Genomic DNA, 25,937 nt, shown 5'->3' on the forward strand with positions numbered 1-25,937 from the left:
GTTATAGCATCTTGCGAAAATGTGTCCAGCCCCATGGGCGGTTTTTTGCGGGAAAAATGGCGGGCTTTTCAAGTTGCGGAAAAGATTGCGTTTTTGCCTTTGCGGCAAGGCGTTACCGGTCGTCTTCGTCGGCTTTCGTCTCGTCGTCGGCGACGGGGATGGCATAGGAGCCGGAGAGCCAGCGGTTGAGGTCGACGTCGCGGCAGCGGTTGGAGCAGAAGGGATAGTTCTCGCGCGAGGAGGGGCGCCGGCAGATCGGGCAGGGGATAGCCTTGCGCAGGGGCGCCACGGTAGCGGAGGGCTTTTCGGTCTCGTCGGCCATGTCAGGCATCCGCCCAGCCGGCATGCACGTCGAAACCCTCGCCGGAAAGGAGGGCGAGCGTCTCGTAGAGCGGCAGGCCGACGACATTGGTATAGGAGCCCACCAGCTTGACGACGAAGCTGCCGGCAATGCCCTGGATGGCATAGCCGCCCGCCTTGCCGCGCCATTGGCCGGAGGCGAGGTAGTGCTCGATGTCGCTGGCCGAGAGGCGCTTGAAGCGCACCTTCGTGTCGATGACCCTCTGGCGCACGGTGCGATCCGGCGTGATGAGGCAGACGCCGGTGAAGACGCGGTGGCTGCGGCCGGAGAGAAGATGCAGCGCGCTGGAGGCCTCGTCGATCATCTCCGTCTTCGGCAGGATGCGCCGGCCGACGGAAACGACCGTGTCGGCCGCAAGGATGTAGCTGCCGGCAAAGGCCGGGTCGCCCTTGACGGCGGCGAGCGCCGCCTCGGCCTTGCCGGTCGACAGGCGCCGCGCCAGCGAGCGGGGATGCTCGGAGCGCTTCGGCGTCTCGTCGATATCCATCGGCATCAGGCGCGTGGGCGCAATGCCCGCCTGCGCGAGCAGTTCGACGCGGCGCGGCGAGCCGGAGGCGAGGATGAGCTTTTCGGTCTGCGCCATGATGTCTCCGGGAAAGCGCCGGGATGCGCCGGTCTTCGCTCTGCGGCGCAATGCCGGGCGAGGGCGCGGCCTCCGGGGCTTGCGGGAAGCCGCTTACTTGAAACGATAGGTGATGCGACCCTTGGTGAGGTCGTAGGGGGTCATCTCGACCAGCACCTTGTCGCCGGCGAGAACGCGGATGCGGTTCTTGCGCATGCGGCCCGCGGTGTGTGCGATGATCTCGTGCTCGTTTTCGAGCTTGACGCGGAAGGTCGCGTTCGGGAGCAGTTCCGTCACGACGCCGGGGAATTCGAGGACTTCTTCTTTTGCCATCTTTGAGCGATATTCCTGTGAGGTGGATTCGGGGAGGCAGGATGCCCGCCTCGAAAAGTTGCCGGAAACTACACAATCCCCGGTGCTTTGTGAACACCGAAGCGCCGGCTTTCTGCATTTGCCGTTCTTGCGGCCGTTTCCGCGTCAGCCGGGGCCTTTCAGCCGCTTCTCGATCAGCATCTTCAGGAACTCGCGAACGTCCCGGTAGGATGCCAGGATCTGCTCGCGCGTGCCGGTGGCGACCGTCGGATCGGGCGTCGGCCAGTACATCACGTCGACGGCCATGGAGCGCGTGAGCTCGAGGGCGGCATGGTGCGCCTCCGGGGCGAGCGTGACGATGAGGTCGAAGTAATCGTCCTCCAGCTCGTCGAGCGAATGGGGCGCATGGCGGCCGAGCGAAAGGCCGACCTCGCCGAGCACCGCGTCGACGAAGGGATCGCGCTCGCCGGGGCGCACGCCCGCCGAGGCGACATAGGTGCCGGGCAGGAGGCTGCGGGCGATCGTCTCGGCCATCGGCGAGCGCACAGCATTCATGCGGCACATGAAGAGGATCGAACGGGGCGTTCGCGGCCGGGCGTCCTGCACTGCCGGGAAGGCACCCTCCATCCGCTCACCCGCGCCAGTAGAGAACGCAGACGAGCGTGAACAGGCGCCGGGCCGTGTCGAAATCGAAACGGATCTTGCCGGAAAGCCTGTCCATTAATGTCTGCGATCCCTCGTTATGGATGCCGCGCCGGCCCATGTCGATCGCCTCGATCTGGCTTGGCGTGGCCGAGCGGATCGCCTGGTAGTAGCTCTCGCAGATCAGGAAGTAATCCTTCACGATGCGGCGGAAGGGCGTCAGCGAGAGGATATGGGTGGCGACTGCCTCGCCGGCCTCCGTGCGGATCGCGAAGACCAGCTTGGAATCGAGAAGCGAGATGTGCAGGCGGTAAGGGCCGCCAGCATGGCCGATCGGCTCGAAGGTGTTTTCCTCGATGAGGTCGAAGATGGCAACGGCACGCTCGTGCTCCACATCCGGCGTGGCCTGGCCGATCGTATCGTCCAGCACCACGTCGCAGAGGCGAAAGCTGCCCTTCGTGCCCATGCCTCACGTCTCCATGTTGAGCCGGATGGCGACGGAACGGGCGTGGGCGCCGAGCCCTTCGGCTTCGGCGAGCGTGACGGCGGCGGGGCCGAGGGCGCGAAGCTGGTCGGGGCCGAGGCGCAGGATCGACGTGCGCTTCATGTAGTCGAGCACCGAAAGACCCGAGGAGAAGCGCGCGGAGCGGGCGGTCGGCAGCACATGGTTGGAGCCGCCGACATAGTCGCCGATGACCTCCGGCGTATGGCGGCCGACGAAGATGGCGCCGGCGTTGCGGATTGCCGGCAGCAGGGCGTCGGGATCGGCGGTGGCGATCTCCAGATGCTCGGCGGCGATGCGGTTTGCCAGCGGCACGGCCTTTTTGAGATCGGGCACGAGAATGGTCGCACCGAAATCGCGCCAGCTTGCAGCGGCCGTCTCCGAACGCGCCAGCGTCTTGAGCTGGCGCTCGACGGCGGCCTCGACGGCATCGGCAAGGGCAGGGCTGTCGGTGACGAGGATCGACTGGGCGCCGACATCGTGCTCGGCCTGGGCGAGAAGGTCGGCGGCGAGCCAGTCCGGATCGTTGTCGCTATCTGCGATGATGAGGACTTCCGAGGGACCGGCGATCATGTCGATGCCGACCGTGCCGAAGACCTGGCGCTTGGCGGCGGCGACGAAGGCATTGCCGGGGCCGGTGATCTTGGCGACGGGGGCGATGGTCTGCGTGCCATAGGCGAGCGCGGCGACGGCCTGTGCACCGCCGATGCGGTAGATCTCGTCGACGCCGGCAATGCGCGCGGCGGCGAGCACGGCGGGGTTGATCTCGCCTTCCTTGGCCGGCACCACCATGACGATGCGCGGAACGCCGGCGACCTTGGCCGGCACGGCGTTCATCAGAACCGAACTCGGATAGCTCGCGGTGCCGCCCGGAACATAGAGGCCGACGGCGTCGATGGCTGTCCAGCGCGAGCCGAGGCCGACGCCGATATCGTCCTCGTAGATGTCGTCCTTCGGCATCAGGCGGGCATGGTGCTTCTCGATGCGCTGGGCGGCGAGCTCGAGCGCGGCGATGATCTTCGGATCGACGGCGTCATAGGCCGCCTCGATCCCCTCCAGCGACACGCGCATGGAGGTGGTCGAAAAATCGAGGCCGTCGAACTTCTTCGTATAGTCGGCGAGCGCCTTGTCGCCGCGGGCGCGCACATCGTCGATGATGGTGCGAACGATGGCGTTGACGTCCTCGGAGACCTCGCGCTTGGTGGTCAGGAAGGCAGCGAACCGGCTTTCGAAATCGCTGCTCTGGTAGTCAAGTCTGATCGCCAAGTCGCAAGTTCCCGTCGTCTCCCGGCGAAAAGCGCCGGACCAATGCCTTAAACCGCCGGATGGCGGGGTTTCAAGCTGGTTTCCCATGCTCCGCCGGTATCTGCAAGCTGAACTTCGACGCATTCCACATCGAGGGCGACGGAAGCATTGCCGGAGAGCACGAGTTCGAGCGTGCCGTCCGGGCCCTCGCCCTTCTGGGCGAAGTTCACGGCGAGGAGAGAGAAGACGCTTTCCTTGTCCTTGCGGTCGATACCGAGGGAGCGCACGGCGGTGACGCGCTTGAAGGCGATGACCGCGCGACGGCGCTCGAAGCTCTTGCCGCGCCCGCCGGCCTTTTCCCAGACGAAGCGGTTGACGACGACCGAAAAGACATGGTGGCGGGCGTCATAGGCAAGGCCGTCGGTCTTGAAGACCGCGTCCTGCAGGTGGGCCGAGACGACGGAGAGGTCTTCCGTGTCGAGGGCGAGCAGTTTCAGGCTGTCCATTGTGCGTCCTTCCCGCGGATATGCGGCATCTCGAAGTGTCAACCACGAGATAGGACGGCGCGCGGCGGACTGCAACTCCGCCGCGCGCAGAAGCTTAGTCGCTGACGCGTTCGACGATCGCACCGCAGCGCGTGAGCTTTTCTTCCAGCCGCTCGAAGCCTCGGTCGAGATGGTAGACGCGCGAGACCATTGTCTCGCCTTCGGCGGCAAGGCCGGCGATGACGAGCGAGACGGAGGCGCGCAGATCCGTCGCCATGACGGGCGCGCCGCGCAGGCGCTCGACGCCTTCGATCTTGGCCGTCTGGCCGGAGAGCGAGATCTTCGCGCCGAGACGGGCAAGCTCCTGCACATGCATGAAACGGTTTTCGAAGATCGTCTCGGTGATGTGCGAAATGCCGTTCGACTTGGTCATCAGGCCCATGAACTGCGCCTGGAGGTCCGTCGGGAAGCCCGGGAAAGGATCGGTCACGACATCGACCGGCTTGATGCCGCCGCCGTTGCGCACGATGCGGATGCCGCTTTCCGTCGAGGTGATCTCGGCGCCGGAACGGCGGATCGCTTCGAGTGCGGTGTCGAGCAGGGAGGCTTCCGTGCCTTCCAGAACGACGTCGCCGCCCGTCATGGCGACGGCCATGGCATAGGTGCCGGTCTCGATGCGATCAGGCAGCACGCGGTGGCGCGCGCCGGAAAGCTGGTCGACGCCTTCGATGGTGATGGTGGAGGTGCCGGCGCCGGAAATCTTCGCGCCCATGGCGTTGAGGCACTTGGCGAGATCCTGCACTTCAGGCTCGCGGGCGGCGTTGCCGATCACGGTCGTGCCGCGGGCAAGGGTCGCCGCCATCATCATGACATGCGTCGCGCCGACGGAAACCTTCGGGAAGCTGTAGCGCGCGCCGATCAGGCCGCCTTCGGGCGCCGTCGCCTCGACATAGCCGCCGTCGATCTCGATCTTCGCGCCGAGCGCGGCCAGCGCCTCGATGAAGAGGTCGACCGGACGCGTGCCGATGGCGCAGCCGCCCGGCAGCGAGACGCGGGCCTTGCCTTCGCGGGCGAGCAGCGGGCCGATGACCCAGAAGGAGGCGCGCATCTTCGAGACCAGCTCGTAGGGGGCGGTCGTATCGACGATGTTGCGCGAGGTGAAGTGGACGGTGCGCGAATAGCCTTCGCCCTGGCGCTCGCGGCGGCCGTTGACGGAGATGTCGGCGCCGTGGTTGCCGAGGATGCGGATGAGCTGCTCGACGTCGGCAAGATGCGGCACGTTTTCCAGCGTCAGCGTGTCGTCGGTGAGGAGCGAGGCGATCATCAGCGGCAATGCGGCATTCTTGGCGCCGGAGATCGGGATGATGCCCCGAAGCTCATTGCCGCCTACAATCCTGATACGATCCATGCGTGACTACGGGCCGTGCCCGCCTTTCCTAGTGAGTATAGGCTTTCGGAGATGGCGGCTTCTTAGAGCATCGCGATCGAAAAATGAAGACCGTGCCGGCCGCATGGTTATTTGCGCCCGGTTCCGGAAACCGTCCCCCGTAGCCTTCATGATGAAGACATCCCGACTAACCGTCCGATTCGTCTTTTTTTGCGGCAGGAAGACCCACCGTCTCGTCCGCATCGCCCGCGCGCCGGGCGCGCGCCTGCTGCTTGCGGCGCTGCAGATTGTCCCGCAGCGTCTTCGCCAGCCGCTCGGCCCGAAGCTCCGCTTCCGTCCTGATCTTCCGGCTTTCCGTCTCGTCTTTCCCGCTCATATCCCTTCTCATAATGAAATCCGCACCCCGAAAAAAGCGCCGCCCATATCAGATTTGTTACGATAATCGCGATTTGGCCGCTTGCACTGCCCGATCACCTGTGGCAATAGGCCCTCGCTCACGCGGAACAGCCCTGTTTCGCAAGATGCTGCTATAGCTCAGGGGTAGAGCACTCCCTTGGTAAGGGAGAGGCCGAGAGTTCAAATCTCTCTAGCAGCACCATTTTTCTCCCTGATAAATCGGCACTTGCGCGCATTTTTGTCATGCGGCGGCCTCGCGTCTCAATGCATGCACAAGCAACCTAGGGCGTGAACTGCACGGACTCAGCCGTGCAAACCTCTCGCAGTCCGTTCCGATCTGTTTCACATCGATATACAATCGGCTAACCGTCCCAATTCCTGGCGCATGGATTACTGGATGATGCCGACATAATGCGGGAGACGAGGATTGCGGCGGAAAGTCGAGCGTAAGGAGACGAACAATTGCGTATGATGATCGCCATCGCCTGTATCCTGATCTCCGGCCTAACCCTGACGAACTGCGCAGGGCGCCAGTGCAGCGATTGGCCGGGGACGTGCATAATTCAGTGATGGGCGCGCGCGCTGGCGCAGGCGTCAGGTCGCGATCTTTCCAGTCTCTCCTGCGCTTGTCGCCACCTTCTTGCGCGTCATGCCCGGCGGTTCTCCGACGATGCGTTTGAAGGCTCGGGCGAAGGCGGCTTGGGAGCTGAAGCCGAGGCGGCGGGCGGCGGTGTCTATGGTGAGTTTGTCGCGGCGGAACCATTGCTCGGCTAGGCGCATGCGTAAGGCGAGGACGTAGCGCTGCGGGGTGACGCCGGTTACCTCGACGAAGCGCTTGGCGAAGACGGAGCGGGAGCTGCCCATTTCCCGGGCCATGTCGGCGAGCGTCCAGTTGCGGCCGGGTTCGCGGTGGAGGGCGGCGATGACGCGGCCGAGCCGCGGGTCGCGCAGGGCCTCGATCCAGCCCGTGGCGTCGCCGCAGCCGCATTCCACCCAGCCGCGCACGATGGAGGCGGCGATGACGTCGGCAAGGCGCGCGAGGATGCCGGCGGAGCCGACGCGTTCCTCGGCCATTTCCCGTTCCATGGCGGCGAGCAGCGGCATCAGCTCCGGCTGGCGGCCGATCAGCGCGCCGACGGACATGACCTGCGGCATCAGGCCGACCAGCGGATGCAGTGTGTCGAGTTCGAATTCCATGCGGCCGGTGAAGATGAGGACGTCGTTTTCCCGGTTGGTCTCCTTGACGCAGGCCTCCACAGCCGCGACGTCCGAGCACAGCGGCTTTCGCGTATAGCTCTCGTAATCGCGGATCGTGACGTTCGCGGCGGTGACGATCTCGTGCATCTCGCCGCGCGGCAGGAGCACGGCATCGCCGCAGCAGAGCTCTCGCTGGATCTGCCCGGGCGCGCGCAGGAAAACGTTGCCGCGAGCGATGAAGTGGAAACGGGCTTCCGCCCGCACGGGAAAGCGGATGCCGAAGGGCGGGCTGAGTTGGAGCCGGCCGTAGCTGGCACCGCGCAGGCGCATGCCCATCAGGAGCTCGCTGACGGGGTCATGCGCATTTTTCGATGGGTCGGACGATCGATCAAACATTGCGGATAAAATGGCATTGTGCGTCTTGTGTTTCAACCCACTTCTGGAGCACGCACTGCAACAGGAAAGGGATGGCAGATGACGGATGCAACAATCGTGGCGGCGGAGAGCGAGGCGGATGCGCCCCCCGCCTGGGGCGCGGTCCTCGCGATGACGCTCGGCGTGTTCGGGCTGGTGGGCGCGGAGTTCCTGCCGGCGAGCCTGCTGACGCCGATGGCGGCGGACCTGCGCATCTCCGAGGGCATGGCCGGGCAGGCGGTGACGGCGACGGCCGCCGTCGCGCTGGTGACGAGCCTTCTCATCACCGTGGTGACGCGCAGGCTCGACCGGCGGCTTGTGCTCGTCGGGCTTTCGGTCCTGCTGATCTTCTCGAACCTTCTGGTCGCGATGGCGTCGAACCTTCCCATGCTGCTCGTCGGCCGTGTGCTGCTCGGCATGGCGCTCGGCGGCTTCTGGACGCTATCGGCGGCGACGATGATGCGGCTGGTGCCGGAACCCTATGTGGCCAAGGCCCTGTCGGTGATGTTCCTCGGCGTGTCGGCGGCGACGGTCTTCGCCGCGCCCGTCGGCAGCTATGTCGGCGACATCGTCGGCTGGCGGAATGTCTTCCTCGGCGCTGCCGTGCTCGGCGCGATCGCGCTCGTCGTGCAGCTTGCCACGCTCCCCTCGCTGCCGCCGCGCGGCCATTCGCGCTTCGGCACGCTCGTGGAGGTGCTGGCGCGGCCGGGCGTGGGTTTCGCGATGTTCGCGATCCTGCTCGTCTTCACCGGCCATTTCGCCTTCTTCACCTATATAAGGCCCTTCCTCGAAACGGTAACGGGGGTCGGCGTCGAGGGTGTCGCGGCCGTGCTGCTCGGCTTCGGCGTCGCCACCTTCTTCGGCAATTATCTCGGCGCGGTGCTGCTCGAACGCTCCATGCGCTTCACGCTCGCGATCATGCCGGTCGTGATGGCCGTGCTGGCGCTGTCGCTCTCGGCCTTCGGCGGCAATCTTGCGGGCGATGCGGCCATGGTCGCGCTCTGGGGCCTTGCCTTCGGCGCGGTGCCGGTCGCCTGGTCGACCTGGATCACCCGGGCAGTACCGGACGAAGCGGAAAGCGCCGGTGGCCTCTTCGTCGCGGCGATCAACTTCGCCATCGCGACGGGGGCGGCAGCCGGCGGAGCGCTGTTCGACGCGAGCGGCGTTGCGAGCGTCTTCGTCGCAAGCGGCGTCGTGCTGATCCTTGCCGCGCTGACCATCGTCTCGGCCGTCCGCACTCGCCCGGCATGACCACAGGCGGCGGCTCCGGCGAGCCGCCGCCACTATTCGGTGGCGCGAAAACCCGATATTGCGGAAGGATCGCTTCACCGGGGACATTTCATGGATTTCATGCGCCTGCTGCAGTCGCTGGAGGAACTGCTCTACGAGCTGGCATCCTGGCTCGTCTTCTATCCGGTGACGCTCTGGCGCACGCTCACCCGTCCGCGCGACATGATGCGCTATGCCGACAGCGAGCTGGGCGATACGCTCGAAAAGCGCTATACGGATACGCTGAGCCCGCCGCTCTTCCTGCTCCTGACCCTCCTCTTCGCCCACGGACTGGAACTGGCGCTGATCGCCCATCGGGACGACGGCATGCTGCCCGCCCTGCTGCGGGACGATGCGAACCTGCTGATCTTCCGCGCCTTCCTCTTCAGCATCTTCCCGCTGCTGATGGCGGTGCAGCTTCTGAGGCGGGCCGGCCTTGCGCTCGATCGCGAGACGCTGAAGGCCCCGTTCTACAGCCAGTGCTACGTCGCGGCGCCCTTCGCCTTCGGCTTCAGCGCCGGCATGAACATCATGCGGGCCGGCCGTCACGAGATGATCGTCGCGGGCGGCGCGATCGCGCTGCTTTCGCTGCTCTGGTATTTCGTCGTGGAGGTTCGCTGGTTCCGGCACGACCTCGGGATCGGGCGCTTCCTGGCGCTCTGGCTCGTGGTGCGGACGGTACTGGCGGCTTTCGCGCTGGTCGTTCTGGCCAGTTTGGCTCTCTCCTATGGACTGGGAAGCGGCCCGCACTGATTGGGCTGTCATCTTCCATCCGTTTCGGTCTAGAACACCGGTCGACGAAACTGGAAGGAGCGTTGCTGCACGATGACGAAGGCTGGAGATTTTTCGCGGGGAACGTTTGTCGGGCGCGTCTGGCGGCCGGATATGCAGGGGCCGGCGGTCGTGGCGCTGCGGGCCGGCAAGCTCTATGACATCACCTCCGGGGCCGCGCCTACCATGCGGGACCTGCTGGAGGCTGACGATCCGGCAGCGATCGTCCGCGCGGCCGGAGGTGAAGACCTCGGCGCGCTCGATGCGGTGCTGGAAGCCTCGGTCGAAGGCGCCGGCGATCTCTCCCGGCTCCATCTGCTCGCGCCCTGCGATCTCCAGGCGGTGAAGGCCTGCGGCGTCACCTTCGCCCGCTCGATGATCGAGCGCGTGATCGAGGAGAAGGCGGCGGGCGATCCGGCGCTGGCGGAGAAGATGCGCACGCGCGTCACGGCCATCATCGGCGACAGCCTGCGCGACCTGAAGGCGGGTTCGGAAGCCGCCGCGAAGGTCAAGGCCGCGCTGATCGAGGAAGGCGTCTGGTCGCAATATCTCGAAGTCGGCATCGGGCCGGATGCGGAGGTCTTCACCAAGGCCCCGGTGCTTGCCGCCGTCGGCTGGGGCGCGTCCGTCGGCTTGCACCCGATCTCCAGATGGAACAATCCGGAGCCGGAGGTCGTGCTCGCCGTCGACAGCGCCGGCCGCGTCAAGGGCGCGACGCTCGGCAACGACGTCAATCTGCGCGACGTCGAGGGCCGTTCGGCGCTGCTGCTCGGCAAGGCGAAGGACAACAATGCCTCCGCCGCCATCGGCCCCTTCATTCGCCTCTTCGACGAGACCTATTCCATCGAGGACGTGCGCAAGGCCGATCTCGATCTCCTGATCGAAGGCGAGGACGGCTTCGTGCTGAAGGGCCGCAGCACCATGCGCGAGATCAGCCGCGACCCACTCGACCTCGTTTCCCAGACCATCGGCCGGCATCACCAGTATCCGGACGGCTTCATGCTGTTCATGGGCACGCTGTTCGCGCCCGTCGAGGACCGCGACGCGCCGGGGCAGGGCTTCACCCACAAGATGGGCGACCGGGTGACGATCTCCAATGCGGAACTCGGCGCGCTGGTCAACACCGTGCGCCTTTCCACCGAATGCCCGCCATGGACCTTCGGTGTCTCCGCGCTGATGCGCAACCTCTCTTCGCGCGGCCTTCTCTGAGGCAATCGCAAATCCGCGATCGGCGGCCCGGAAATTAAGGGGCCGCTCCTCCCAATCCCCGCCAAAGCGACTACATTAGGAGAGTGGCTTTCGTGGAGGAGGGCCGCAGGCCGCGCGGCCGCGAGGGAGGATCGACATGTATGACGCCGGCATGAGCTTCGGGCTTGGCGAGGATATCGAGGCGCTGCGCGAGAGCGTGGGGCGCTTTGCGGCCGACAGGATCGCCCCGCAGGCCGCCGCGATCGACCGCAGCAACGACTTTCCGATGCCGCTCTGGCGGGAGCTGGGCGATCTCGGCCTTCTCGGCATCACCGCGCCGGAAAGTTTCGGCGGCGCCGGCATGGGCTATCTCGCCCATTGCGTGGCGATGGAGGAGATCAGCCGCGCCTCGGCCTCGGTCGGCCTCAGCTACGGCGCCCATTCCAATCTCTGCGTCAACCAGATCGTCCGCAATGCCTCGCCGGCGCAGCGGGAACGGTACCTGCCGAAGCTGATCTCCGGCGAACATGTCGGCGCGCTCGCCATGTCCGAGCCGGGGGCGGGGTCGGATGTCGTGTCCATGAAGCTGCGGGCGGAAAAGCGCGGCGACCGCTATGTGCTGAACGGCAACAAGATGTGGATCACCAATGGGCCTGACGCGGATGTACTGGTGGTCTATGCCAAGACCGATCCCGAGGCCGGCCCGCGCGGCATCACCGCCTTCCTCGTCGAGAAGGGCTTCAAGGGCTTCTCCACCGCGCAGAAGCTCGACAAGCTCGGCATGCGCGGCTCCAATACCTGCGAGCTGGTCTTCACCGACTGCGAGGTGCCGGAGGAGAACGTGATGGGCACCGTGGGACGCGGCGTCAACGTGCTGATGTCCGGCCTCGACTATGAGCGCGTCGTGCTGTCGGGCGGCCCGCTCGGCATCATGGCCGCCTGCCTCGATGTCGTGGTGCCCTATCTTCACGAGCGCAAGCAGTTCGACCGGCCCATCGGCGAGTTCCAGCTCATGCAGGGCAAGGTGGCCGACATGTATGTCGCGCTCAATGCCTGTCGCGCCTATGTCTATGCCGTGGCGAGCGCCTGCGACCGTGGCGAGACGACGCGCAAGGACGCCGCCGGCTGCATCCTTTATTCGGCCGAGATGGCGACCAAGCTGGCGCTGGAGGCCATCCAGTCGCTCGGCGGCAACGGTTATATCAACGATTATCCGACCGGCCGCCTGCTGCGCGATGCGAAACTCTACGAGATCGGCGCTGGCACCTCGGAAATCCGCCGCATGCTGATCGGCCGCGAAATCTTCCAGGAGACGCTGTGATGCCGGTTCTCCCTTCGGCCGTTAACACGCGCAGCGAGACCTTCGCGGCAAACCGCAAGGCGATGCTCGATGCGCTGGCCTTGGTGGAAGAGGCGGCGAGCCTTGCCATGGACGGCGGCGGGGCGAAGGCGCGCGAGCGCCACCTTTCCCGCGGCAAGCTGCTGCCGCGCGAGCGGGTGGCGCAGCTTCTCGACCCCGGCTCGCCCTTCCTCGAAATCGGCCTCACCGCCGGCCACGGCCTTTATGACGGCGCCTCGCCCTCCGGCGGCATGATTGCCGGCATCGGCCGCGTCTCCGGCCGCGAATGCATGATCGTCTGCAACGACGCAACGGTGAAGGGCGGCACCTATTATCCCATCACCGTGAAGAAGCATCTGCGCGCGCAGGAGATCGCGGCGCAGAACCGTCTGCCCTGCATCTACCTCGTCGATTCCGGCGGGGCGAACCTGCCCAACCAGGACGAGGTGTTTCCGGACCGCGATCATTTCGGCCGCATCTTCTACAACCAGGCGCAGATGTCCGCCGCCGGCATCCCGCAGGTCGCCGTGGTCATGGGAAGCTGCACGGCGGGCGGGGCCTATGTGCCCGCGATGAGCGACGAGACCGTCATCGTCGAGAACCAGGGCACGATCTTCCTCGCCGGCCCGCCTCTGGTAAAAGCTGCGACGGGTGAGGTGGTGACGGCGGAAGACCTTGGCGGCGGCGATGTCCACACCCGCCTTTCCGGCGTCGCGGACCATCTCGCGCGCGATGATCGCCATGCGCTCGGCATCGCTCGCCAGATCGCCGCCAATCTCAATACACGTAAGCCGGAGGTTACCACGTCAGGAGATGGCGACGCCCCGCTCTACGACCCGGAAGAGATTCTCGGCATCGTGCCGGCCGACACGCGCACGCCCTATGACGTGCGCGAGGTGATCGCCCGCGTGGTCGACGGCTCGCGTTTCGACGAGTTCAAGGCCCGCTTCGGCACCACGCTCGTCTGCGGCTTCGCGGCCCTCCACGGCCTGCCCGTCGGCATTGTCGCCAGCAACGGCGTGCTCTTCTCCGAGGCGGCGCTGAAGGGGGCGCATTTCATCGAGCTCTGCGCCCAGCGCGCCATTCCGCTTCTCTTCCTGCAGAACATCACCGGCTTCATGGTCGGCCGCAAATACGAGGCGGAGGGCATCGCCAAGCATGGCGCCAAGCTCGTCACCGCCGTCGCCACTGCAGACGTGCCGAAGATCACGGTGCTGATCGGCGGCTCCTATGGCGCGGGCAATTACGGTATGTGCGGTCGGGCCTATTCGCCGCGTTTCCTCTGGACCTGGCCGAACAGCCGCATCGCCGTCATGGGCGGCGAGCAGGCGGCCGGCGTGCTGGCGACCGTCAAGCGCGAGGGCATCGAGCGGGCGGGCGGGAGCTGGAGCATGGAGGAGGAGGCCGCCTTCAGGCAGCCGACCATCGACATGTTCGCTCGCCAGAGCCACCCGCTCTATGCCTCGGCAAGGCTCTGGGACGACGGCATCGTCGATCCGCGCCGGACGCGCGACGTTCTGGCGCTTTCGCTCTCGGCGGCGCTCAACGCGCCCGTCGAGCCCACCCGTTTCGGCGTCTTCAGGATGTAGAGGAGGCAAGTCATGAAACGCGAATCGATCAATGCCAAAAATGCACCCGCCCCGCGCGGCGGCTATTCGCAGGCCGTGAAGATCGAGGATTTCAAGACGCTGGTCTTCATCAGCGGCCAGATCCCCGTCTCGGACGACGACAAGGTGCCGGAGACGTTCGAGGATCAGGCCCGGCTCGTCTGGCGCAATGTCGATGCGCAACTGAAGGCGGCGGGCATGACCAAGGCCGACCTCGTCAAGGTCACGACCTTCCTTTCCGACCGGCACCACGCCACCGCCAACCGCGAGATCCGCAGCGAATATCTCGGCGCCGTCGCGCCGGCGTTGAGCGTCGTCATCACCTCGATCTTCGACGGAAAATGGCTGCTGGAAGTCGAAGCCGTCGCAGCCCAGTGAGAAGCGGAGCCGGGATGTTCAGGAAGATCCTCATCGCCAATCGCGGCGAAATAGCCTGCCGCATCATCCGCACCGCAAGGCGCATGGGTGTCGCGACGGTCGCCGTCTATTCGGATGCCGACCGGGCGGCGCTGCATGTCGGGATGGCCGACGAGGCAATCCGCATCGGCCCGGCGGAGGCGGCGAAGAGCTATCTGAACGGCCCGGCGATCATCGAAGCGGCGCGGGCGAGCGGTGCCGAGGCGGTGCATCCCGGCTACGGCTTCCTCTCGGAAAACCCCGATTTCGTCGAGGCGGTGGAGGCCGCCCGCCTCGTCTTCATCGGCCCCTCGGCCAATGCCATTCGGGCCATGGGCCTCAAGGACGCCGCCAAGGCGCTGATGGAAAAGGCCGGCGTGCCCGTTGTGCCCGGCTATCACGGTCACAGGCAGGAAGCGGCCTTCCTCGCCGGCGAGGCGGCGGCCATCGGCTACCCCGTGCTGATCAAGGCGCGCGCCGGCGGCGGCGGCAAGGGCATGCGGCGGGTGGATGATCCCGCCGATTTCTCCGCCGCGCTGGAAAGCGCCCGCCGCGAGGCCGAAAGCGCCTTTGGCGACGGCCGCGTGCTGGTCGAGAAATACATGGCCAAGCCCCGCCACATCGAGGTGCAGGTCTTCGGCGACGGGCATGGCGATGTCGTGCATCTCTTCGAGCGCGACTGCTCGCTCCAGCGCCGCCACCAGAAGGTGATCGAGGAAGCGCCGGCGCCCGGCATGACGGCGGAGATGCGCGCGGCAATGGGCGCGGCGGCCGTGCGCGCCGCGGCGGCGATCGGCTATAGCGGCGCGGGCACGGTGGAGTTCATCGCCGACGTTTCCGAGGGGCTCCGGCAGGACCGGTTCTATTTCATGGAAATGAACACGCGCCTGCAGGTGGAGCATCCGGTGACGGAGGCGATCACCGGCCTCGATCTCGTCGAGTGGCAGCTCCGCATCGCTGCCGGCGAGCCCCTGCCGAAGCGGCAGGAAGAGCTTGCCATCGACGGCTGGGCCTTCGAGGCGCGGCTTTATGCGGAAAATCCGGCCCGCGACTTCCTGCCCGCGACCGGCCGCCTCTCGGTCTTCGATGTGCCGGAGGGCGTGCGCGTGGATTCCGGCGTGCAGGCCGGCGATGTCATCACCCCCTATTACGATCCGATGATCGCCAAGGTGATCGCCCATGGCCGCGACCGCGCCGAGGCGCTGGCAAGGCTCGAAGGGGCGCTCCGGCAATGCCGTGTCGGCGGACTGGTGACCAATGCCGGCTTCCTCGCCCGCCTGTGCCGCCTGCCGGCCTTTGCGGCGGGGGACGTCGATACGGGCCTCATCGGCCGCGCGGGCGAAAGCCTGCTGGCGGAACCCGATGCCTCCGAGGAGGCCTTCGCGCTCGCCGCCCTCTCGGCGCTCGGCTTCCTCGAAGCCGCCACTGAACCCGATCCCTGGGGGCGGCTGCGCGGCTTCCGGCTGTGGGCCGAGGCGGCGCGAACGGCCTTCCTCGATCACGGCGGCGTGGAACATGCGCTGCGCGTGACGATCCGCGGCAAGGAGAATTTCCGGATCGAGCACAACGGCCTTGCGACGGACCTGCGCCTGCACTCCGTCGACGGATCGTCCCTCCAGGTAGATGTCGACGGCCATATCCTCCCGGCGACGGTTCACCGCGATGGGTCAGCCATCTCCGTCTTCTTCGGCGGCCACGGCCATGCCTTCGCGACTGCCGGAGAGGCCCGCCACCACGGCGAGGCGGCGGCGGGCGGCGACCGGCTTTCGGCGCCGATGCCGGGGCTGGTGCGGATCGTGGCGGTGGAGCCGGGCGCGCGCGTCGCAAGGGGCGAGCCGCTCGTCACCATGGAGGCGATGAAGATGGAACTGGTGCTGGCCGCTCCGCGCGACGGCGTGGTGGCGGCGGTGCCGGTGGCGGTGGGCGACCAGGTGGCGGAAGGCGCGCTGCTTCTCGCGCTGGAGCCCGAGGAGGCGACATGAAGCGGCGCATCGAAATCGTCGAAATGGCGGCTCGCGACGGCCTGCAGAACGAGAAGGCGATCATCCCGGCCGCCGACAAGATCGCCCTGATCGACCTCCTCTCCGGCTGCGGCTTCCGGCGCATCGAGGCGACGAGCTTCGTCAGCCCGAAATGGGTGCCGCAGCTTGCCGACGGCGCCGAGGTGATGGCCGGCATTCGCCGCCGGCCGGGCGTTTCCTATTCGGCGCTGGTGCCCAACATGAAGGGTTACGAGGCGGCGCGGGCGGCCCGTGCCGACGAGGTCGCCGTCTTCCTTTCGGCCTCCGAGGGCTTTTCGCAGGCCAATCTCAACTGCTCGATCGCCGAGAGCATCGAACGCGCCCGCCCGGTGGCCGAAGCGGCGCGGCAGGACGGTATTCCGCTGCGCGGCTATGTCAGCTGCGTCGTGCGCTGCCCCTATGACGGGCCGGTCGCGCCGCAGGCCGTGGCGGAGGTCGCCCGCCAGCTCCTCGACCTCGGCTGCCATGAGGTGAGCCTCGGCGACACGATCGGGCGCGGCTGGCCGAGCGAGGTGGCGGCCATGCTGGAGGCGGTGCTGGAGATCGCCGCGCCGGAAAACCTCGCCGGCCATTTTCACGATACGAGCGGAATGGCGCTCGACAATATCCGTGTCGCGCTCGATCATGGGCTCTCCGTCTTCGACGCCTCGGTCGGCGGGCTCGGCGGCTGCCCCTTCGCGCCCGGCGCGCGCGGCAATGTGGATACGCTCGCCGTCGCCGACATGCTGGCCGAGACGGATTACGAGACGGGGCTCGACCCGGAAAAGCTCGCCGCTGCCGCGGCCTTCGCCCGCCGCATCACCGGCATGCATCATGAGGAGGTGCAGCCATGAACTTCGAGACGATTTCCGTATCCGTCGACCGGCGCGGCGTCGCCGCCCTGACGCTGCGCCGCCACGCCCAGCACAATGCGCTGTCCGGCCTGATGATCCGCGAACTGACGGCCGTCGCCGGCCTGCTTTCCGAGGACCGGGCGGTGCGCGCCGTCGTCCTCACCGGGGAGGGCGAGAGCTTCTGCGCCGGCGGCGACCTCAACTGGATGAAGGAGCAGATCGCCGCGACGCGCGAGGAGCGCATCGCCGAGGCGCGCCGCCTCGCGCTGATGCTGAAGGCCCTGCGCGACCTGCCGAAGCCGCTCATCGCCCGTGTCAACGGGCAGGCCTATGGCGGCGGCGTCGGGCTCATCAGCGTCTGCGATGCGGCGATCGCCATGGAGGGCGCCCGCTTCGGCCTCACCGAAACCCGCCTCGGCCTCATCCCGGCGACGATCAGCCCCTATGTCGCCGCGCGCATCGGCCCCGCGGCCTTCCTGCGCTTCGCCACCTCCGCCCGCCTGTTCGATACGGCGACCGCACGGGACATCGGCCTCGTGAGCCGCATCGTGGCGCCGGAGGCGTTGGACGAGGCCGTGGAGGCAGAGGTCGTGCCCTATTTCGCAGCCTCGCCAAATGCAGTGGCAGCGGCGAAGGCGCTCGCCCATGCGCTCGCCCCGCCCATCGACGACAAGGTCATCGAGATGACGCTGACCCGGCTTGCCGATACCTGGGAGACGCCCGAGGCGGGTGAGGGGATTTCGGCCTTTCTGGAGAAGCGCAAGCCGGGTTGGGTGTTGGCCGACGCGAAGGCGTGACATTGCGGGTTTGGCTTGCCCCTCACCCTAACCCTCTCCCCGCAAGCGGGGAGAGGGGACGTGCCCCACGAACGGTTATTGCTTGAGGAAACCGGTGCGTCATATCCCCTTCGCCCCGCTTGCGGGGAGAAGGTGCCGGCAGGCGGATGAGGGGCATGCCGAAGACAAGAAGGAAATGCCTTCTTGTGCCGCCCCCTCATCCGACCCTTCGGGCCACTTCTCCCCGAGGGGAGAAGGGAAGGACGGCGACGTCGAATTCCATAGGCGATGACCTGGCCGCCTACGGGGAGCAGGGGGCGGGCCATTGGTTGAGGAAACCGGCGCGGCATATCTCCTTCGCCCCGCTTGCGGGGAGAAGGTGGCCGGCAGGCCGGATGAGGGGCAGACCCACCCTAAAATAAAGATCTCCCTACTCGATAAACACCCGCACGCTTGCCGCCCGCCCCGCGGCGTCGATCACCGTCAGCGTCGAGAAGCCTGCGCCTTCCGGCGTCCACTGCGTCGTGCGCCGGCGTGCGGCGTCGGGCAGCACCTTGCCGTTGGCGAGCCAGCGGAAGGGCGCGCGGCCGCCCTGGAGCTTCAGGACGAGCGGCGAGATCGCGCCCGCCGCCGTCGCGCCGAGTTCCACATGGGCGCCCTCCGGCGGATAGACGATTTGCGGCGCGGGCTCGCGCCCGGCGGTCGCGACGAGGCCGTTCGCGGTGGTGGAAAAGCGGCGCATGCTGGCCGGCAGTTCCGATTGCGCGATGCGCACGGCGCCCGCCGGCGCGCGGGGCAGCGCGGTGATGGCGATGCCGGAGCGCGAGAAGGCTTCGAAGAGGATGGGCGCGGCGGCGCCATAGCCCGTCAGGCCCGGCACGGCCCCGTTGTCGGCGCGGCCGACCCAGACGCCGAGCACATGCCGGCCGTCATAGCCGACCGACCAGGCGTCGCGGTAGCCGTAGCTCGTGCCGGTCTTGTAGGCGATGCCGAGCCGGCGGCTGCCGGTCGGCGGGATGACGGCGGACAGCACGTCCGAGACCTGCCAGACAGCGACGGGATCGAGCAGCGGATCGCCGTCGATGACGGCGGCATCGCCCGCGATGCCATCGCCGAGCCGGACCGGCATGCCGCGATTGGCGAGCGCGGCATAGAGCTGGGTGAGGTCGCGCAGCGTGATGCCGAGGCCGCCGAGGCCGATGGCAAGGCCGGGCGTCTCGCCCGGCGGCAGCTCGGGCCGCACCTCGGCGCGGCGGAAGCGCACCATCAGCCGCGTCGGGCCGACGGCGTCGAGCAGGCGCACGGCCGGTACGTTGAGGGACAGCTGCAGGGCCTTGCGCACGCTGATGTCGCCCTGGTAGGTCATGTCGAAATTGCGCGGGCGATAGCCGGAGAAATCGGCGGGACGGTCCTCGACGATGGTCTCCTGCGCGACGAGGCCTTCCTCGAAGGCGAGGCCGTAGATGAACGGTTTCAGCGCCGAGCCGGGCGAGCGGCGGATGCGCGTCATGTCGATCCAGCCGGCGCGGCTGCCGTCGAAATAATCCGCCGAGCCGACCTCGCCGAGGATCTCGCCGGTGCGGGCATCGGCCATCACCATGGCGATGGAGACCTTTGGGCCGAGCCGCTCGGCCGCCTCGCGGGCGACGGTCTCCAGCCCGTCCTGCACCGTGCGGTCGAGCGTGGTGCTGCGCGTGACCGCCTTCGGGTCCTTGCGCAGCGCGAGTTCCGAGAGATGGGCGGCGTAGGATGGAAGCTGCCGGCGGCGGGTGGGGATGGCCTCGGCGCTCGCGCGCTCGGCCTCGCCCTCGCCGATGATCTCCGAGACGGCCATGCGGTTCAGCACGCGCTCGCGCGCCTTTTCCGCGACGTCCCGGTGCCGGTCGGGCCGGCGCTTTTCAGGAAGCTGCGGCAGGGCGACGAGGAGGGCGGCCTCAGCGACGGAAAGCCGCTTCGGCTCCTTGCCGAACCAGGCGAGGCTTGCCGCCCGCACGCCTTCCAGATTGCCGCCATAGGGGGCGAGCGTCAGGTAGAGGTCGAGGATCTCGGCCTTGGAGAGCCGCCGTTCGAGTTGGACGGCGCGCGCCATCTGGCGCAGCTTGGCGAGCATCGACCGGCTCTCGCGCGGCTCGATCAGGCGGGCGACCTGCATGGAGAGCGTCGAGCCGCCCGAAACGATATGGCCGCTGGTGACGAACTGGCCGGCGGCGCGCAGCAGCGCCAGCGGATCGATGCCGGAATGCGCGTTGAAGCGCCGGTCCTCGTAGGCAAGCAGCATGCGGATGAACTGCGGATCGACATCGGCGGCGGTGGTCTTCAGCCGCCAGTGCCCCTGCGGCGTCGCGAAGGCGCGCAGCAGCCGGCCGTCACGGTCGAGCACTTCCTTCGAGACGGTATCCGCCACCGCGACGGGCGGCGGATAGGCGCGGTCCGCACGGTCGAGCCCGAAGGCGAGGGCGGCAATGGCCGCCGCCCCGCTCAGGGAACCGACGAGGAGCTTGCGCCAGAGCGCCATGGCGTCCCCTCCTACTCGGCCTTGACGACCTGCATGCGGCCGGTCGCCGTGCGGGCGGAGTATTGCGGACGATACATGTCCTCCACCTGCGCGGCCGGCAGGTCGTAGGTGCCGGGGGTCACGGCGCGCACGACATAGGCGAGCGTCACCTCGCGATTGTCGCCCTCGCTGCGGTTGAAGGCCGCCACGAAGCGGTCGTAGCGGAACTCCGTATGCGCCGCCTCGGTCTGGCCGAGCCAGTCGAAGTTGGAAAGCTTCGCGCTGTCGACGAGGCTCGGATTGTCGATCTCGAAGCCGGCGGGCAGGAGGTCGGTGATGATGATGCGCGACGGCCAGCTGTTGTGCTCCGTCACCTTCAGCACCACGACGTAGCGCTCGTTCTGCGTCGCCTCCGTGATGTTCGCCTCCTCGCCGTCGAGCGTGTAGTACGTACGCTCGATGGCGAAGCCGTCGCCGCCGGCCGGCAGCGGATCGGCGGGGGCCGCGACGGTGGTCAGCATGGCCGCGACCGGCTCGCCGGTGCGGTTGGCGACGGTCAGCGGATGTTCCAGCAGGGACTTGCCGGTCATCTGCGCGGCATAGCCGCCGTCGCGCGCCGCGCCATTGATCTCCAGCTTCAGGCCCTTGTCGGCATCGCGCACGGAGCGCGCGGCGAGCAGCATCCAGGTCTGTTCCTGCGTGCTGGTCCAGCGCTTGTTATCCCACTCCCTGGCGACGAGCTTGGTCAGGTCCGGGATGACGTCGGGAACCGGCCGGCTTTCCGCGGCGAGCGCCAGGATCGCCGCGCCGTCACGCAGCGACGAGCCGTAGTCGGTGCGCGAGAGGCTGGCATTCATGGCGGTCTCGCGCGACAGGCCGAGCGCGTTGGAGAAGATCGTCATCGAGCGCTGGGCATCGCCGTAGAGGCCGAGCGCGCCGGCGATCTGGGCGCGGGCGAGCGGCGAGGAGAACTCGGGGAGCTTCGTATCCGCATAGTAGCGCAGGTCGCTGATCGCGGCCTTGCGGTTGCGGGCGAGCACATAGAGCGCATAGGCGATCTCGTTGCCCTGGGTCGAGACGTTGACGTCGTAGGAGAGGGCGTTCTGCAGGTTGGAGAGCGCCTGCACCATGGCCTTTTCCGGCACCTCGAACTTCTGCTCGCGGGCGCGGGTCAGGAAGTCGGTGACGAAGGCGTCGAGCCAGAGGTCGCCATAGCCGGGAGACCAGAGGCCGAAGCTGCCGGAGGAGGACTGGTTGGCGAGGACGCGATAGATGGCGTCCTGCACCCGCTTCTGCGTTTCCGTGTCCTCCGGCAGGCCGGACTGCCTGGAAAGCTCGCTCAGATAGAGGAGCGGCAGGGCGCGGCTCGTCGTCTGCTCCGTGCAGCCATAGGGATAGCGGTCGAGCGCCATCAGCAGGGCCGGAATGTCGAAGGCGGCGGCGCGCGAGACGTTGAGGCTCACCGAGGCGCCGGCAAGCTGGCTGTCGGCGAGCAACTGGTCGTCGATGGTCAGGCTGCCATTCGCGGCGATCTCGATGGGCCGGCGCGTGGTGATGGGCATGGCGGCCGGACGCACCGGCACGTTGAGCACCTGCTCCAGCGACATGTCGGCCCCGTTCGTCAGCTTGACGGTGACAAGGCCGTCGCCGGCTTCCCCGCCGATCAGCGGCAGGGTGAGCGCGGTCTTGCCGCCGGGTTCGAGCTTCAGCACCTCGCCGGCGCCGGTCTGATCGACCATGACCGAGGCGTTGTGCGTGACCTCGACCGTATAGTCGCCGGCCGGCGCATCGGTATTGGCGATGTCGAGCCGCAGGTCCGCGCGGTCCCCGGGGGCGAGGAACTTCGGCAGGCTTGCCGTCACCACGACCGGATCGCGGATGACGACATCCTTCGACGCGCTGCCGACGCCTGTCTTCGTCCAGGCGACGGCCATGACGCGGGCGGTGCCGTTGAACTGCGGAATGTCGAAGCTGACCTTGGCATTGCCCTCCGCATCCAGCTTCACCGGACCGGCGAAGAAGGCGACGAGCTTTTCCTTCGGCGGGTTGCCCTGGAGCGCCCCTTCGCCGCCGTCGCCGCCGGTGCGCAAGCGCCCCGTCGTGCCGAGCGAGCCGTCGATCAGGCGGCCGTAGATGTCGCGGATCTCCATGCCGAGGCGACGCTGGCCGAAATACCAGCCGGCCGGATCGGGTGCCTCGTAGCGGGTGAGGTTGAGGATGCCGACATCGACGGCGGCGACCGTGATATAGGCCTCCTCATTCGCGCCGGCGCCCGCGACCTTCAGCGAAATGTCGAGCGGCTGGCGCGGCAGGGTCTTTTCCGGCACGTCGAGCGCGATGTCGAGTTTGCGCTCGGCGGGATCGACCTTCAGCCAGGTGATGCCGATGGCGCGCATCGGCATGCGGCTTTCCTGGTCGGAGCCGGGGCGGAAGAGCGTCGCGGTGACGTAGGAGCCCGAGCCCCATTCCTCGGTGACCGGGATTTCCACCTCGCCGCCTTCGGCGCCGATGGTGGCGGTCTGGGTGGCGATCAGGCTTTCCGCGCCGATGGTGACGAGGAGCTGGCCGGCATGGCGCGGCGAGACCTTGAGCTTCGCCGTCTCGCCGACGGCATAGCTTTCCTTGTCGAGCGAGATTTCCAGCGCGTCGGGCGTTTCCGTCGAGCTTGCCGCGACATACCAGCCGGCGTCGAACTCGATGCTGGTCGCCGGGCCTTCCGGCTCGGGGCTCTCCACTTCGAGGCGGTAGCGGCCCCAGGTGACGGGAACCGAGATGCGGCCGCCGTCGGCGGCGACGTCCAGCGTGCCGTTGGCGATCTGCGTCGTCGAGAGCACCGGCTCGTAGCGCCAGGAGCTGCCGTCGCGATACCATTGATAGTTCCGCTCGACGGAGAGCAGCTTCCAGGGCAGGCCCTGCATCGCCGCCTTCGCGCCGTCCGGATCGACGGCGACGACGTGGAAGTTGGCGACGCTGTTCTCCGAAAGCTCGCCGCCAAATTCCGGCTTCACGCCGATCATCGGGCCGGATGCCTTGACGGGCAGCGTCAGGTTGCGTTCGACGGCGCGGCCGCCCGCTTCCTTCATGCGCAGCGTCACGCGCGCTTCGAGGCGCTGCGTGGTAGAGGGAAGGTCGGAAACGGTGAGGTCGAAGGTCGTCTTGCCCTCGTCGTCGAGCACGTCGAGGCCGTCGAGCGGGACGCGGTTTTCCTCAAGCGCCTCCTCGTCGGCAAGGCCGAAGACATAGTTCGGATAGGCGGCATCCTGGCGCGTCGGCTTCAGGGCGACGTCGCCCTCGATCTCGAGCCCGGCGCCCGGCGCGCCGTAGAGATAGCGGCCCTCGACCGTGATGGGCGCCGGCGTCTCGGCATCGACGAACTTGGCGTCGGTCTTCATGTCGAATTCGATGCGGTCCGGCACGAAGTCGTCGACGAGGAACTGCTTCTCGGCGATCGCCATGCCCTTCGGGTCGGTATAGACCTGCATGGTCCAGGTGCCGCGCATGCTGTTTTCCATAAGCGGCAGGTCGACGGCATAGCCGCCGAGCGTCGCGCCGTCGGCCACCATGCGGCGGTCCTCGACGCCGTCCGGGCGGCTGAAGACGAAGGTGAGCGGCAGCTTCTCGACGGCGTTCGATTCGATATCGCGGGCGAGCGCTGCGACATGCACCGTCTCGCCGGCGCGGTAGATGCCGCGTTCCGTCCAGGTGAGCACGTCGATGGCGCCCGGCGCCGGGCGGCCGGTGACGCCGCGGTCGGAAAGGTCGAAGCCGGCGCGCGTCATGTCGAGGAAGACGAAGTCGCCTTCGCCTTTCTTCGCGAGGATCACGGCGGGCGTGTTGGCGGCGGTGCCGCGGATGAGGCCGGCGGTGAAGCTGGCGCGGCCGTCGGCATCGGTCGTCGCGGTGCCGAGCACCTCGTTGTTCTTGGCGATCAGCTGCAGCTCGACGCCTTCCAGCGGGCCGGCGCTGTCGAGCGAGCGGGCGAAGACGTTGAGGCCGTCCGTGCCGGCATAGGTGGTGAGGCCAACATCCGAGACGACGAACCATTGCGTCGCCTTCGAATCCCACTCGTTGCTGCGGCCGTTCGTCGCCGCGGCGGTCAGCACGTAGACGCCGGGCTTGCGCTCGGGCAGCGCCTCGTCGACCGGGAAGCTGGTGACGACGTCCTTGTTGAGTTCCGGCGAGATGTCGATCTTGCCCTGCCAGACGAGTTCGCCGTTGTCGTTCTCGATGCGGCTCGCCGAATAGCCGTCGAGCTGGGTGAGGAAGCGGCTGTCGGCCAGCAGCCCGGCGATGGCGCGGTCGCCGACGCGGTAGAGCTTCAGGTCGGCGCTGTCGGTGTTGACCGAGACGATGGGAATGCCGCGGCGGACGCTGTCGGGCAGTACGAAGCCGTCGCCGGTGAAGCGCACCATGGCGGTGCGGTCCTGCACGTAGATGTCGAGATCGACGGCAGCCGCGAGCGGCTCGTCGACGGAGGAGGGCAGGCCGGGACGGAAGGCGATCTTGTAGCGCTGGCCGTGTTTCAGACCCTCCACGCAGATCTGCCGGTCCTTGGCTTCCACGGCCTTGGGCGCAGCGCCGTCGAGCGTGACGAAGGAGGCGTAGTCGGCGCCGGACTTCACCAGCGGCTCGGAGAATTCCACGCAGGCCCGCGGGCTGGCGCTGTCGGAATCGATCGTGTGGCTCACCATGCGGAAGCCCTGCCGGGTCCGCAGGTTCAGATAGGCCGAGCGGACGGCGACGTCTTCCTGCTGCTCGAGGCTCGCCTTGTAGGCATTGATGCCGGCGCGGTAGCTGCCGGAAACGTCGAGCGTGTCGCCGAGCACGGCAAGCGCCCGGGCGCGCGTCTCGGTCGTGCGCGAAAGCTGGTAGGCGTTGATCGCCGCAAGCGCGCCCTGGCCGGCGAGATAGCTGTTGTTGGTCGCCCGGCCCATGGATTCGGCCGTCTCGATCCAGAGATAATAGTCGTCCGGAGCCAGCGACAGCGCGCCGCGGAAGGCGGCGAGCGCCTGGTCGAAACGGTCCGATGCGGTCTCGATGCGGCCGAGCGAGGCGAGGCTTTCCGCCCCCTGGCCGACCTGGTCCGCCGGCAGGGCGAGATTGTCGCGGAAGGCGCGGGCATCGTTCAGCATGTATTCGCTGATGAAGGAGAGCGCGGGCGCGGCGCCGATATCGGCGGCATTGTCGGCCTTGACGATCTTGCCGGCGATGGCGCCCTGGAAATGGTTGATCTGGTTGAAGTCGCTCTTCAGGAAGCACCACTTCACCTTGGGATTATAGGTGAAGGCGCGGCATGACATGTCGTCGATGCAGTCGGTCTTGCACTGGTCGAGCGTCACGTCCTGCACGGTGCGCAGGTCGAAGCCGAAATAGTCGCTGTTCTCGGTGGTGACGATGGTGCGGGTTTCTTCCGCATGGGCGGCCAGCGGTGGCGAGGCGACGGCCGAAAGAACAAGAGCCGTGAAACCGAAGAATGCGCGCATAGACATCAAGTCCTCCTACCGCTGCCGTCTCGTTGCCGCCACTCTTCAGACCCCGTCCCGGCTTGTCAATCGAAAGACCGGGCGTTTCGACGGGGCATGGAAGAGGTGACGCAGGAAATCAGGGGGAAGACGTTTGAGATCCGCCGTTCAATCGCCGGAAATGCGAAATTTTTCGATCCCTGCCGCGTTAACCTTTTGTTAACCATATGGACGCAGACTGCAAAACATCGACGGGCGCTCTTCTGTCATATCGCTGT

General features: G+C 67.3%; 21 protein-coding genes and 1 tRNA gene. 10 read left to right on the forward strand and 12 right to left on the reverse strand.

Features of this window, described 5'->3' with window-relative positions; all coding sequences use genetic code 11:
* Positions 1-112: 112 nt before the first annotated feature.
* From yacG to DSD28_RS16900, 9 genes are all read right to left on the reverse strand, one after another.
* Positions 113-322 carry a DNA gyrase inhibitor YacG gene (gene yacG / locus DSD28_RS16860; RefSeq protein WP_119257592.1) on the reverse strand — a complete coding sequence of 70 codons (210 nt, stop codon included), beginning with the start codon at positions 320-322 and terminating at the stop codon, positions 113-115.
* 1 nt (position 323) lies between these two features.
* The gene (locus DSD28_RS16865; RefSeq protein WP_119257593.1) at positions 324-944 is read right to left on the reverse strand and encodes a Maf-like protein; all 621 of its coding nucleotides are present in this window, start codon (positions 942-944) and stop codon (positions 324-326) included.
* Between the two features lie 93 nt (positions 945-1,037).
* Positions 1,038-1,256, reverse strand: coding sequence for a translation initiation factor IF-1 (gene infA, locus DSD28_RS16870; RefSeq protein ID WP_004435948.1), 219 nt, complete (start codon positions 1,254-1,256; stop codon positions 1,038-1,040).
* 144 nt (positions 1,257-1,400) lie between these two features.
* Positions 1,401-1,862: a low molecular weight phosphatase family protein gene (locus tag DSD28_RS16875; RefSeq protein WP_119257594.1), complete on the reverse strand. Its 462-nt coding sequence runs from the start codon at positions 1,860-1,862 to the stop codon at positions 1,401-1,403.
* Between the two features lie 4 nt (positions 1,863-1,866).
* Positions 1,867-2,343, reverse strand: a complete 477-nt coding sequence (locus DSD28_RS16880) for a UPF0262 family protein (protein ID WP_119257595.1) — start codon at positions 2,341-2,343, stop codon at positions 1,867-1,869.
* Between the two features lie 3 nt (positions 2,344-2,346).
* The gene (gene hisD, locus DSD28_RS16885; RefSeq protein WP_119257596.1) at positions 2,347-3,645 is read right to left on the reverse strand and encodes a histidinol dehydrogenase; all 1,299 of its coding nucleotides are present in this window, start codon (positions 3,643-3,645) and stop codon (positions 2,347-2,349) included.
* Between the two features lie 47 nt (positions 3,646-3,692).
* Complete coding sequence (locus DSD28_RS16890; RefSeq protein ID WP_119257597.1) at positions 3,693-4,130, reverse strand: DUF2948 family protein; 438 nt, start codon at positions 4,128-4,130, stop codon at positions 3,693-3,695.
* Positions 4,131-4,224: 94 nt separating this feature from the next.
* On the reverse strand, positions 4,225-5,517 hold the full coding sequence (gene murA / locus DSD28_RS16895; protein WP_119257598.1) for a UDP-N-acetylglucosamine 1-carboxyvinyltransferase: 1,293 nt from the start codon (positions 5,515-5,517) through the stop codon (positions 4,225-4,227).
* A gap of 166 nt (positions 5,518-5,683) precedes the next feature.
* Positions 5,684-5,872 carry a hypothetical protein gene (locus DSD28_RS16900; protein WP_160787610.1) on the reverse strand — a complete coding sequence of 63 codons (189 nt, stop codon included), beginning with the start codon at positions 5,870-5,872 and terminating at the stop codon, positions 5,684-5,686.
* 147 nt (positions 5,873-6,019) lie between these two features.
* Here DSD28_RS16900 and DSD28_RS16905 point away from each other — a divergent pair.
* Positions 6,020-6,094, forward strand: a tRNA-Thr gene (locus DSD28_RS16905).
* Between the two features lie 392 nt (positions 6,095-6,486).
* On the opposite strand, the gene DSD28_RS16910 is transcribed toward DSD28_RS16905, so the two are convergent.
* A complete protein-coding gene (locus DSD28_RS16910; protein ID WP_119257600.1) occupies positions 6,487-7,485 on the reverse strand; it encodes an AraC family transcriptional regulator in 999 nt (332 codons plus the stop codon).
* A gap of 78 nt (positions 7,486-7,563) precedes the next feature.
* Between DSD28_RS16910 and DSD28_RS16915 the strand changes: the two genes are divergently transcribed.
* From DSD28_RS16915 to DSD28_RS16955, 9 genes are all read left to right on the forward strand, one after another.
* The gene (locus DSD28_RS16915; protein WP_119257601.1) at positions 7,564-8,754 is read left to right on the forward strand and encodes an MFS transporter; all 1,191 of its coding nucleotides are present in this window, start codon (positions 7,564-7,566) and stop codon (positions 8,752-8,754) included.
* 90 nt (positions 8,755-8,844) lie between these two features.
* Positions 8,845-9,525: a hypothetical protein gene (locus tag DSD28_RS16920; RefSeq protein WP_119257602.1), complete on the forward strand. Its 681-nt coding sequence runs from the start codon at positions 8,845-8,847 to the stop codon at positions 9,523-9,525.
* Positions 9,526-9,597: 72 nt separating this feature from the next.
* Positions 9,598-10,752: a fumarylacetoacetate hydrolase family protein gene (locus DSD28_RS16925; RefSeq protein ID WP_119257603.1), complete on the forward strand. Its 1,155-nt coding sequence runs from the start codon at positions 9,598-9,600 to the stop codon at positions 10,750-10,752.
* Positions 10,753-10,903: 151 nt separating this feature from the next.
* On the forward strand, positions 10,904-12,052 hold the full coding sequence (locus tag DSD28_RS16930; RefSeq protein WP_205536214.1) for an isovaleryl-CoA dehydrogenase: 1,149 nt from the start codon (positions 10,904-10,906) through the stop codon (positions 12,050-12,052).
* Complete coding sequence (locus tag DSD28_RS16935; protein WP_119257605.1) at positions 12,052-13,659, forward strand: carboxyl transferase domain-containing protein; 1,608 nt, start codon at positions 12,052-12,054, stop codon at positions 13,657-13,659. The genes DSD28_RS16930 and DSD28_RS16935 overlap by 1 nt, the downstream gene beginning before the upstream one ends.
* 12 nt (positions 13,660-13,671) lie before the next feature.
* Positions 13,672-14,055, forward strand: coding sequence for a RidA family protein (locus DSD28_RS16940; RefSeq protein WP_119257606.1), 384 nt, complete (start codon positions 13,672-13,674; stop codon positions 14,053-14,055).
* A gap of 14 nt (positions 14,056-14,069) precedes the next feature.
* Positions 14,070-16,055, forward strand: a complete 1,986-nt coding sequence (locus tag DSD28_RS16945; RefSeq protein WP_119257607.1) for an acetyl/propionyl/methylcrotonyl-CoA carboxylase subunit alpha — start codon at positions 14,070-14,072, stop codon at positions 16,053-16,055.
* Positions 16,052-16,927: a hydroxymethylglutaryl-CoA lyase gene (locus DSD28_RS16950; protein ID WP_119257608.1), complete on the forward strand. Its 876-nt coding sequence runs from the start codon at positions 16,052-16,054 to the stop codon at positions 16,925-16,927. Before DSD28_RS16945 ends, DSD28_RS16950 begins: the two co-directional genes overlap by 4 nt.
* A complete protein-coding gene (locus DSD28_RS16955) occupies positions 16,924-17,724 on the forward strand; it encodes a crotonase/enoyl-CoA hydratase family protein (protein ID WP_119257609.1) in 801 nt (266 codons plus the stop codon). The genes DSD28_RS16950 and DSD28_RS16955 overlap by 4 nt, the downstream gene beginning before the upstream one ends.
* A gap of 409 nt (positions 17,725-18,133) precedes the next feature.
* Here DSD28_RS16955 and pbpC read toward each other — a convergent pair whose 3' ends face one another.
* A complete protein-coding gene (gene pbpC, locus DSD28_RS16960; protein ID WP_119257610.1) occupies positions 18,134-20,218 on the reverse strand; it encodes a penicillin-binding protein 1C in 2,085 nt (694 codons plus the stop codon).
* 11 nt (positions 20,219-20,229) lie between these two features.
* Positions 20,230-25,680 (reverse strand): alpha-2-macroglobulin family protein, encoded by a 5,451-nt coding sequence (locus DSD28_RS16965; protein WP_119257611.1) that lies wholly within the window; start codon positions 25,678-25,680, stop codon positions 20,230-20,232.
* Positions 25,681-25,937: the final 257 nt, after the last annotated feature.

Origin of the sequence: Shinella zoogloeoides (assembly GCF_003574625.1) — a bacterium.
GTDB classification, from domain to species: Bacteria; Pseudomonadota; Alphaproteobacteria; order Rhizobiales; family Rhizobiaceae; genus Shinella; species Shinella zoogloeoides_A.

Coding starts and splice junctions, on each gene's coding strand:
- DSD28_RS16865 (WP_119257593.1), bottom strand. CDS start 944: ATGGCGCAGACCGAAAAGCTCATCCTCGCCTCCGGCTCGCCGCGCCGC.
- DSD28_RS16965 (WP_119257611.1), bottom strand. CDS start 25,680: ATGCGCGCATTCTTCGGTTTCACGGCTCTTGTTCTTTCGGCCGTCGCC.
- DSD28_RS16910 (WP_119257600.1), bottom strand. CDS start 7,485: ATGTTTGATCGATCGTCCGACCCATCGAAAAATGCGCATGACCCCGTC.
- DSD28_RS16940 (WP_119257606.1), top strand. CDS start 13,672: ATGAAACGCGAATCGATCAATGCCAAAAATGCACCCGCCCCGCGCGGC.
- murA (WP_119257598.1), bottom strand. CDS start 5,517: ATGGATCGTATCAGGATTGTAGGCGGCAATGAGCTTCGGGGCATCATC.
- yacG (WP_119257592.1), bottom strand. CDS start 322: ATGGCCGACGAGACCGAAAAGCCCTCCGCTACCGTGGCGCCCCTGCGC.
- DSD28_RS16880 (WP_119257595.1), bottom strand. CDS start 2,343: ATGGGCACGAAGGGCAGCTTTCGCCTCTGCGACGTGGTGCTGGACGAT.
- infA (WP_004435948.1), bottom strand. CDS start 1,256: ATGGCAAAAGAAGAAGTCCTCGAATTCCCCGGCGTCGTGACGGAACTG.
- DSD28_RS16920 (WP_119257602.1), top strand. CDS start 8,845: ATGGATTTCATGCGCCTGCTGCAGTCGCTGGAGGAACTGCTCTACGAG.
- DSD28_RS16915 (WP_119257601.1), top strand. CDS start 7,564: ATGACGGATGCAACAATCGTGGCGGCGGAGAGCGAGGCGGATGCGCCC.
- pbpC (WP_119257610.1), bottom strand. CDS start 20,218: ATGGCGCTCTGGCGCAAGCTCCTCGTCGGTTCCCTGAGCGGGGCGGCG.
- DSD28_RS16890 (WP_119257597.1), bottom strand. CDS start 4,130: ATGGACAGCCTGAAACTGCTCGCCCTCGACACGGAAGACCTCTCCGTC.
- DSD28_RS16875 (WP_119257594.1), bottom strand. CDS start 1,862: ATGGAGGGTGCCTTCCCGGCAGTGCAGGACGCCCGGCCGCGAACGCCC.
- DSD28_RS16900 (WP_160787610.1), bottom strand. CDS start 5,872: ATGAGCGGGAAAGACGAGACGGAAAGCCGGAAGATCAGGACGGAAGCG.
- DSD28_RS16945 (WP_119257607.1), top strand. CDS start 14,070: ATGTTCAGGAAGATCCTCATCGCCAATCGCGGCGAAATAGCCTGCCGC.
- DSD28_RS16935 (WP_119257605.1), top strand. CDS start 12,052: ATGCCGGTTCTCCCTTCGGCCGTTAACACGCGCAGCGAGACCTTCGCG.
- DSD28_RS16950 (WP_119257608.1), top strand. CDS start 16,052: ATGAAGCGGCGCATCGAAATCGTCGAAATGGCGGCTCGCGACGGCCTG.
- DSD28_RS16930 (WP_205536214.1), top strand. CDS start 10,904: ATGAGCTTCGGGCTTGGCGAGGATATCGAGGCGCTGCGCGAGAGCGTG.
- DSD28_RS16955 (WP_119257609.1), top strand. CDS start 16,924: ATGAACTTCGAGACGATTTCCGTATCCGTCGACCGGCGCGGCGTCGCC.
- DSD28_RS16925 (WP_119257603.1), top strand. CDS start 9,598: ATGACGAAGGCTGGAGATTTTTCGCGGGGAACGTTTGTCGGGCGCGTC.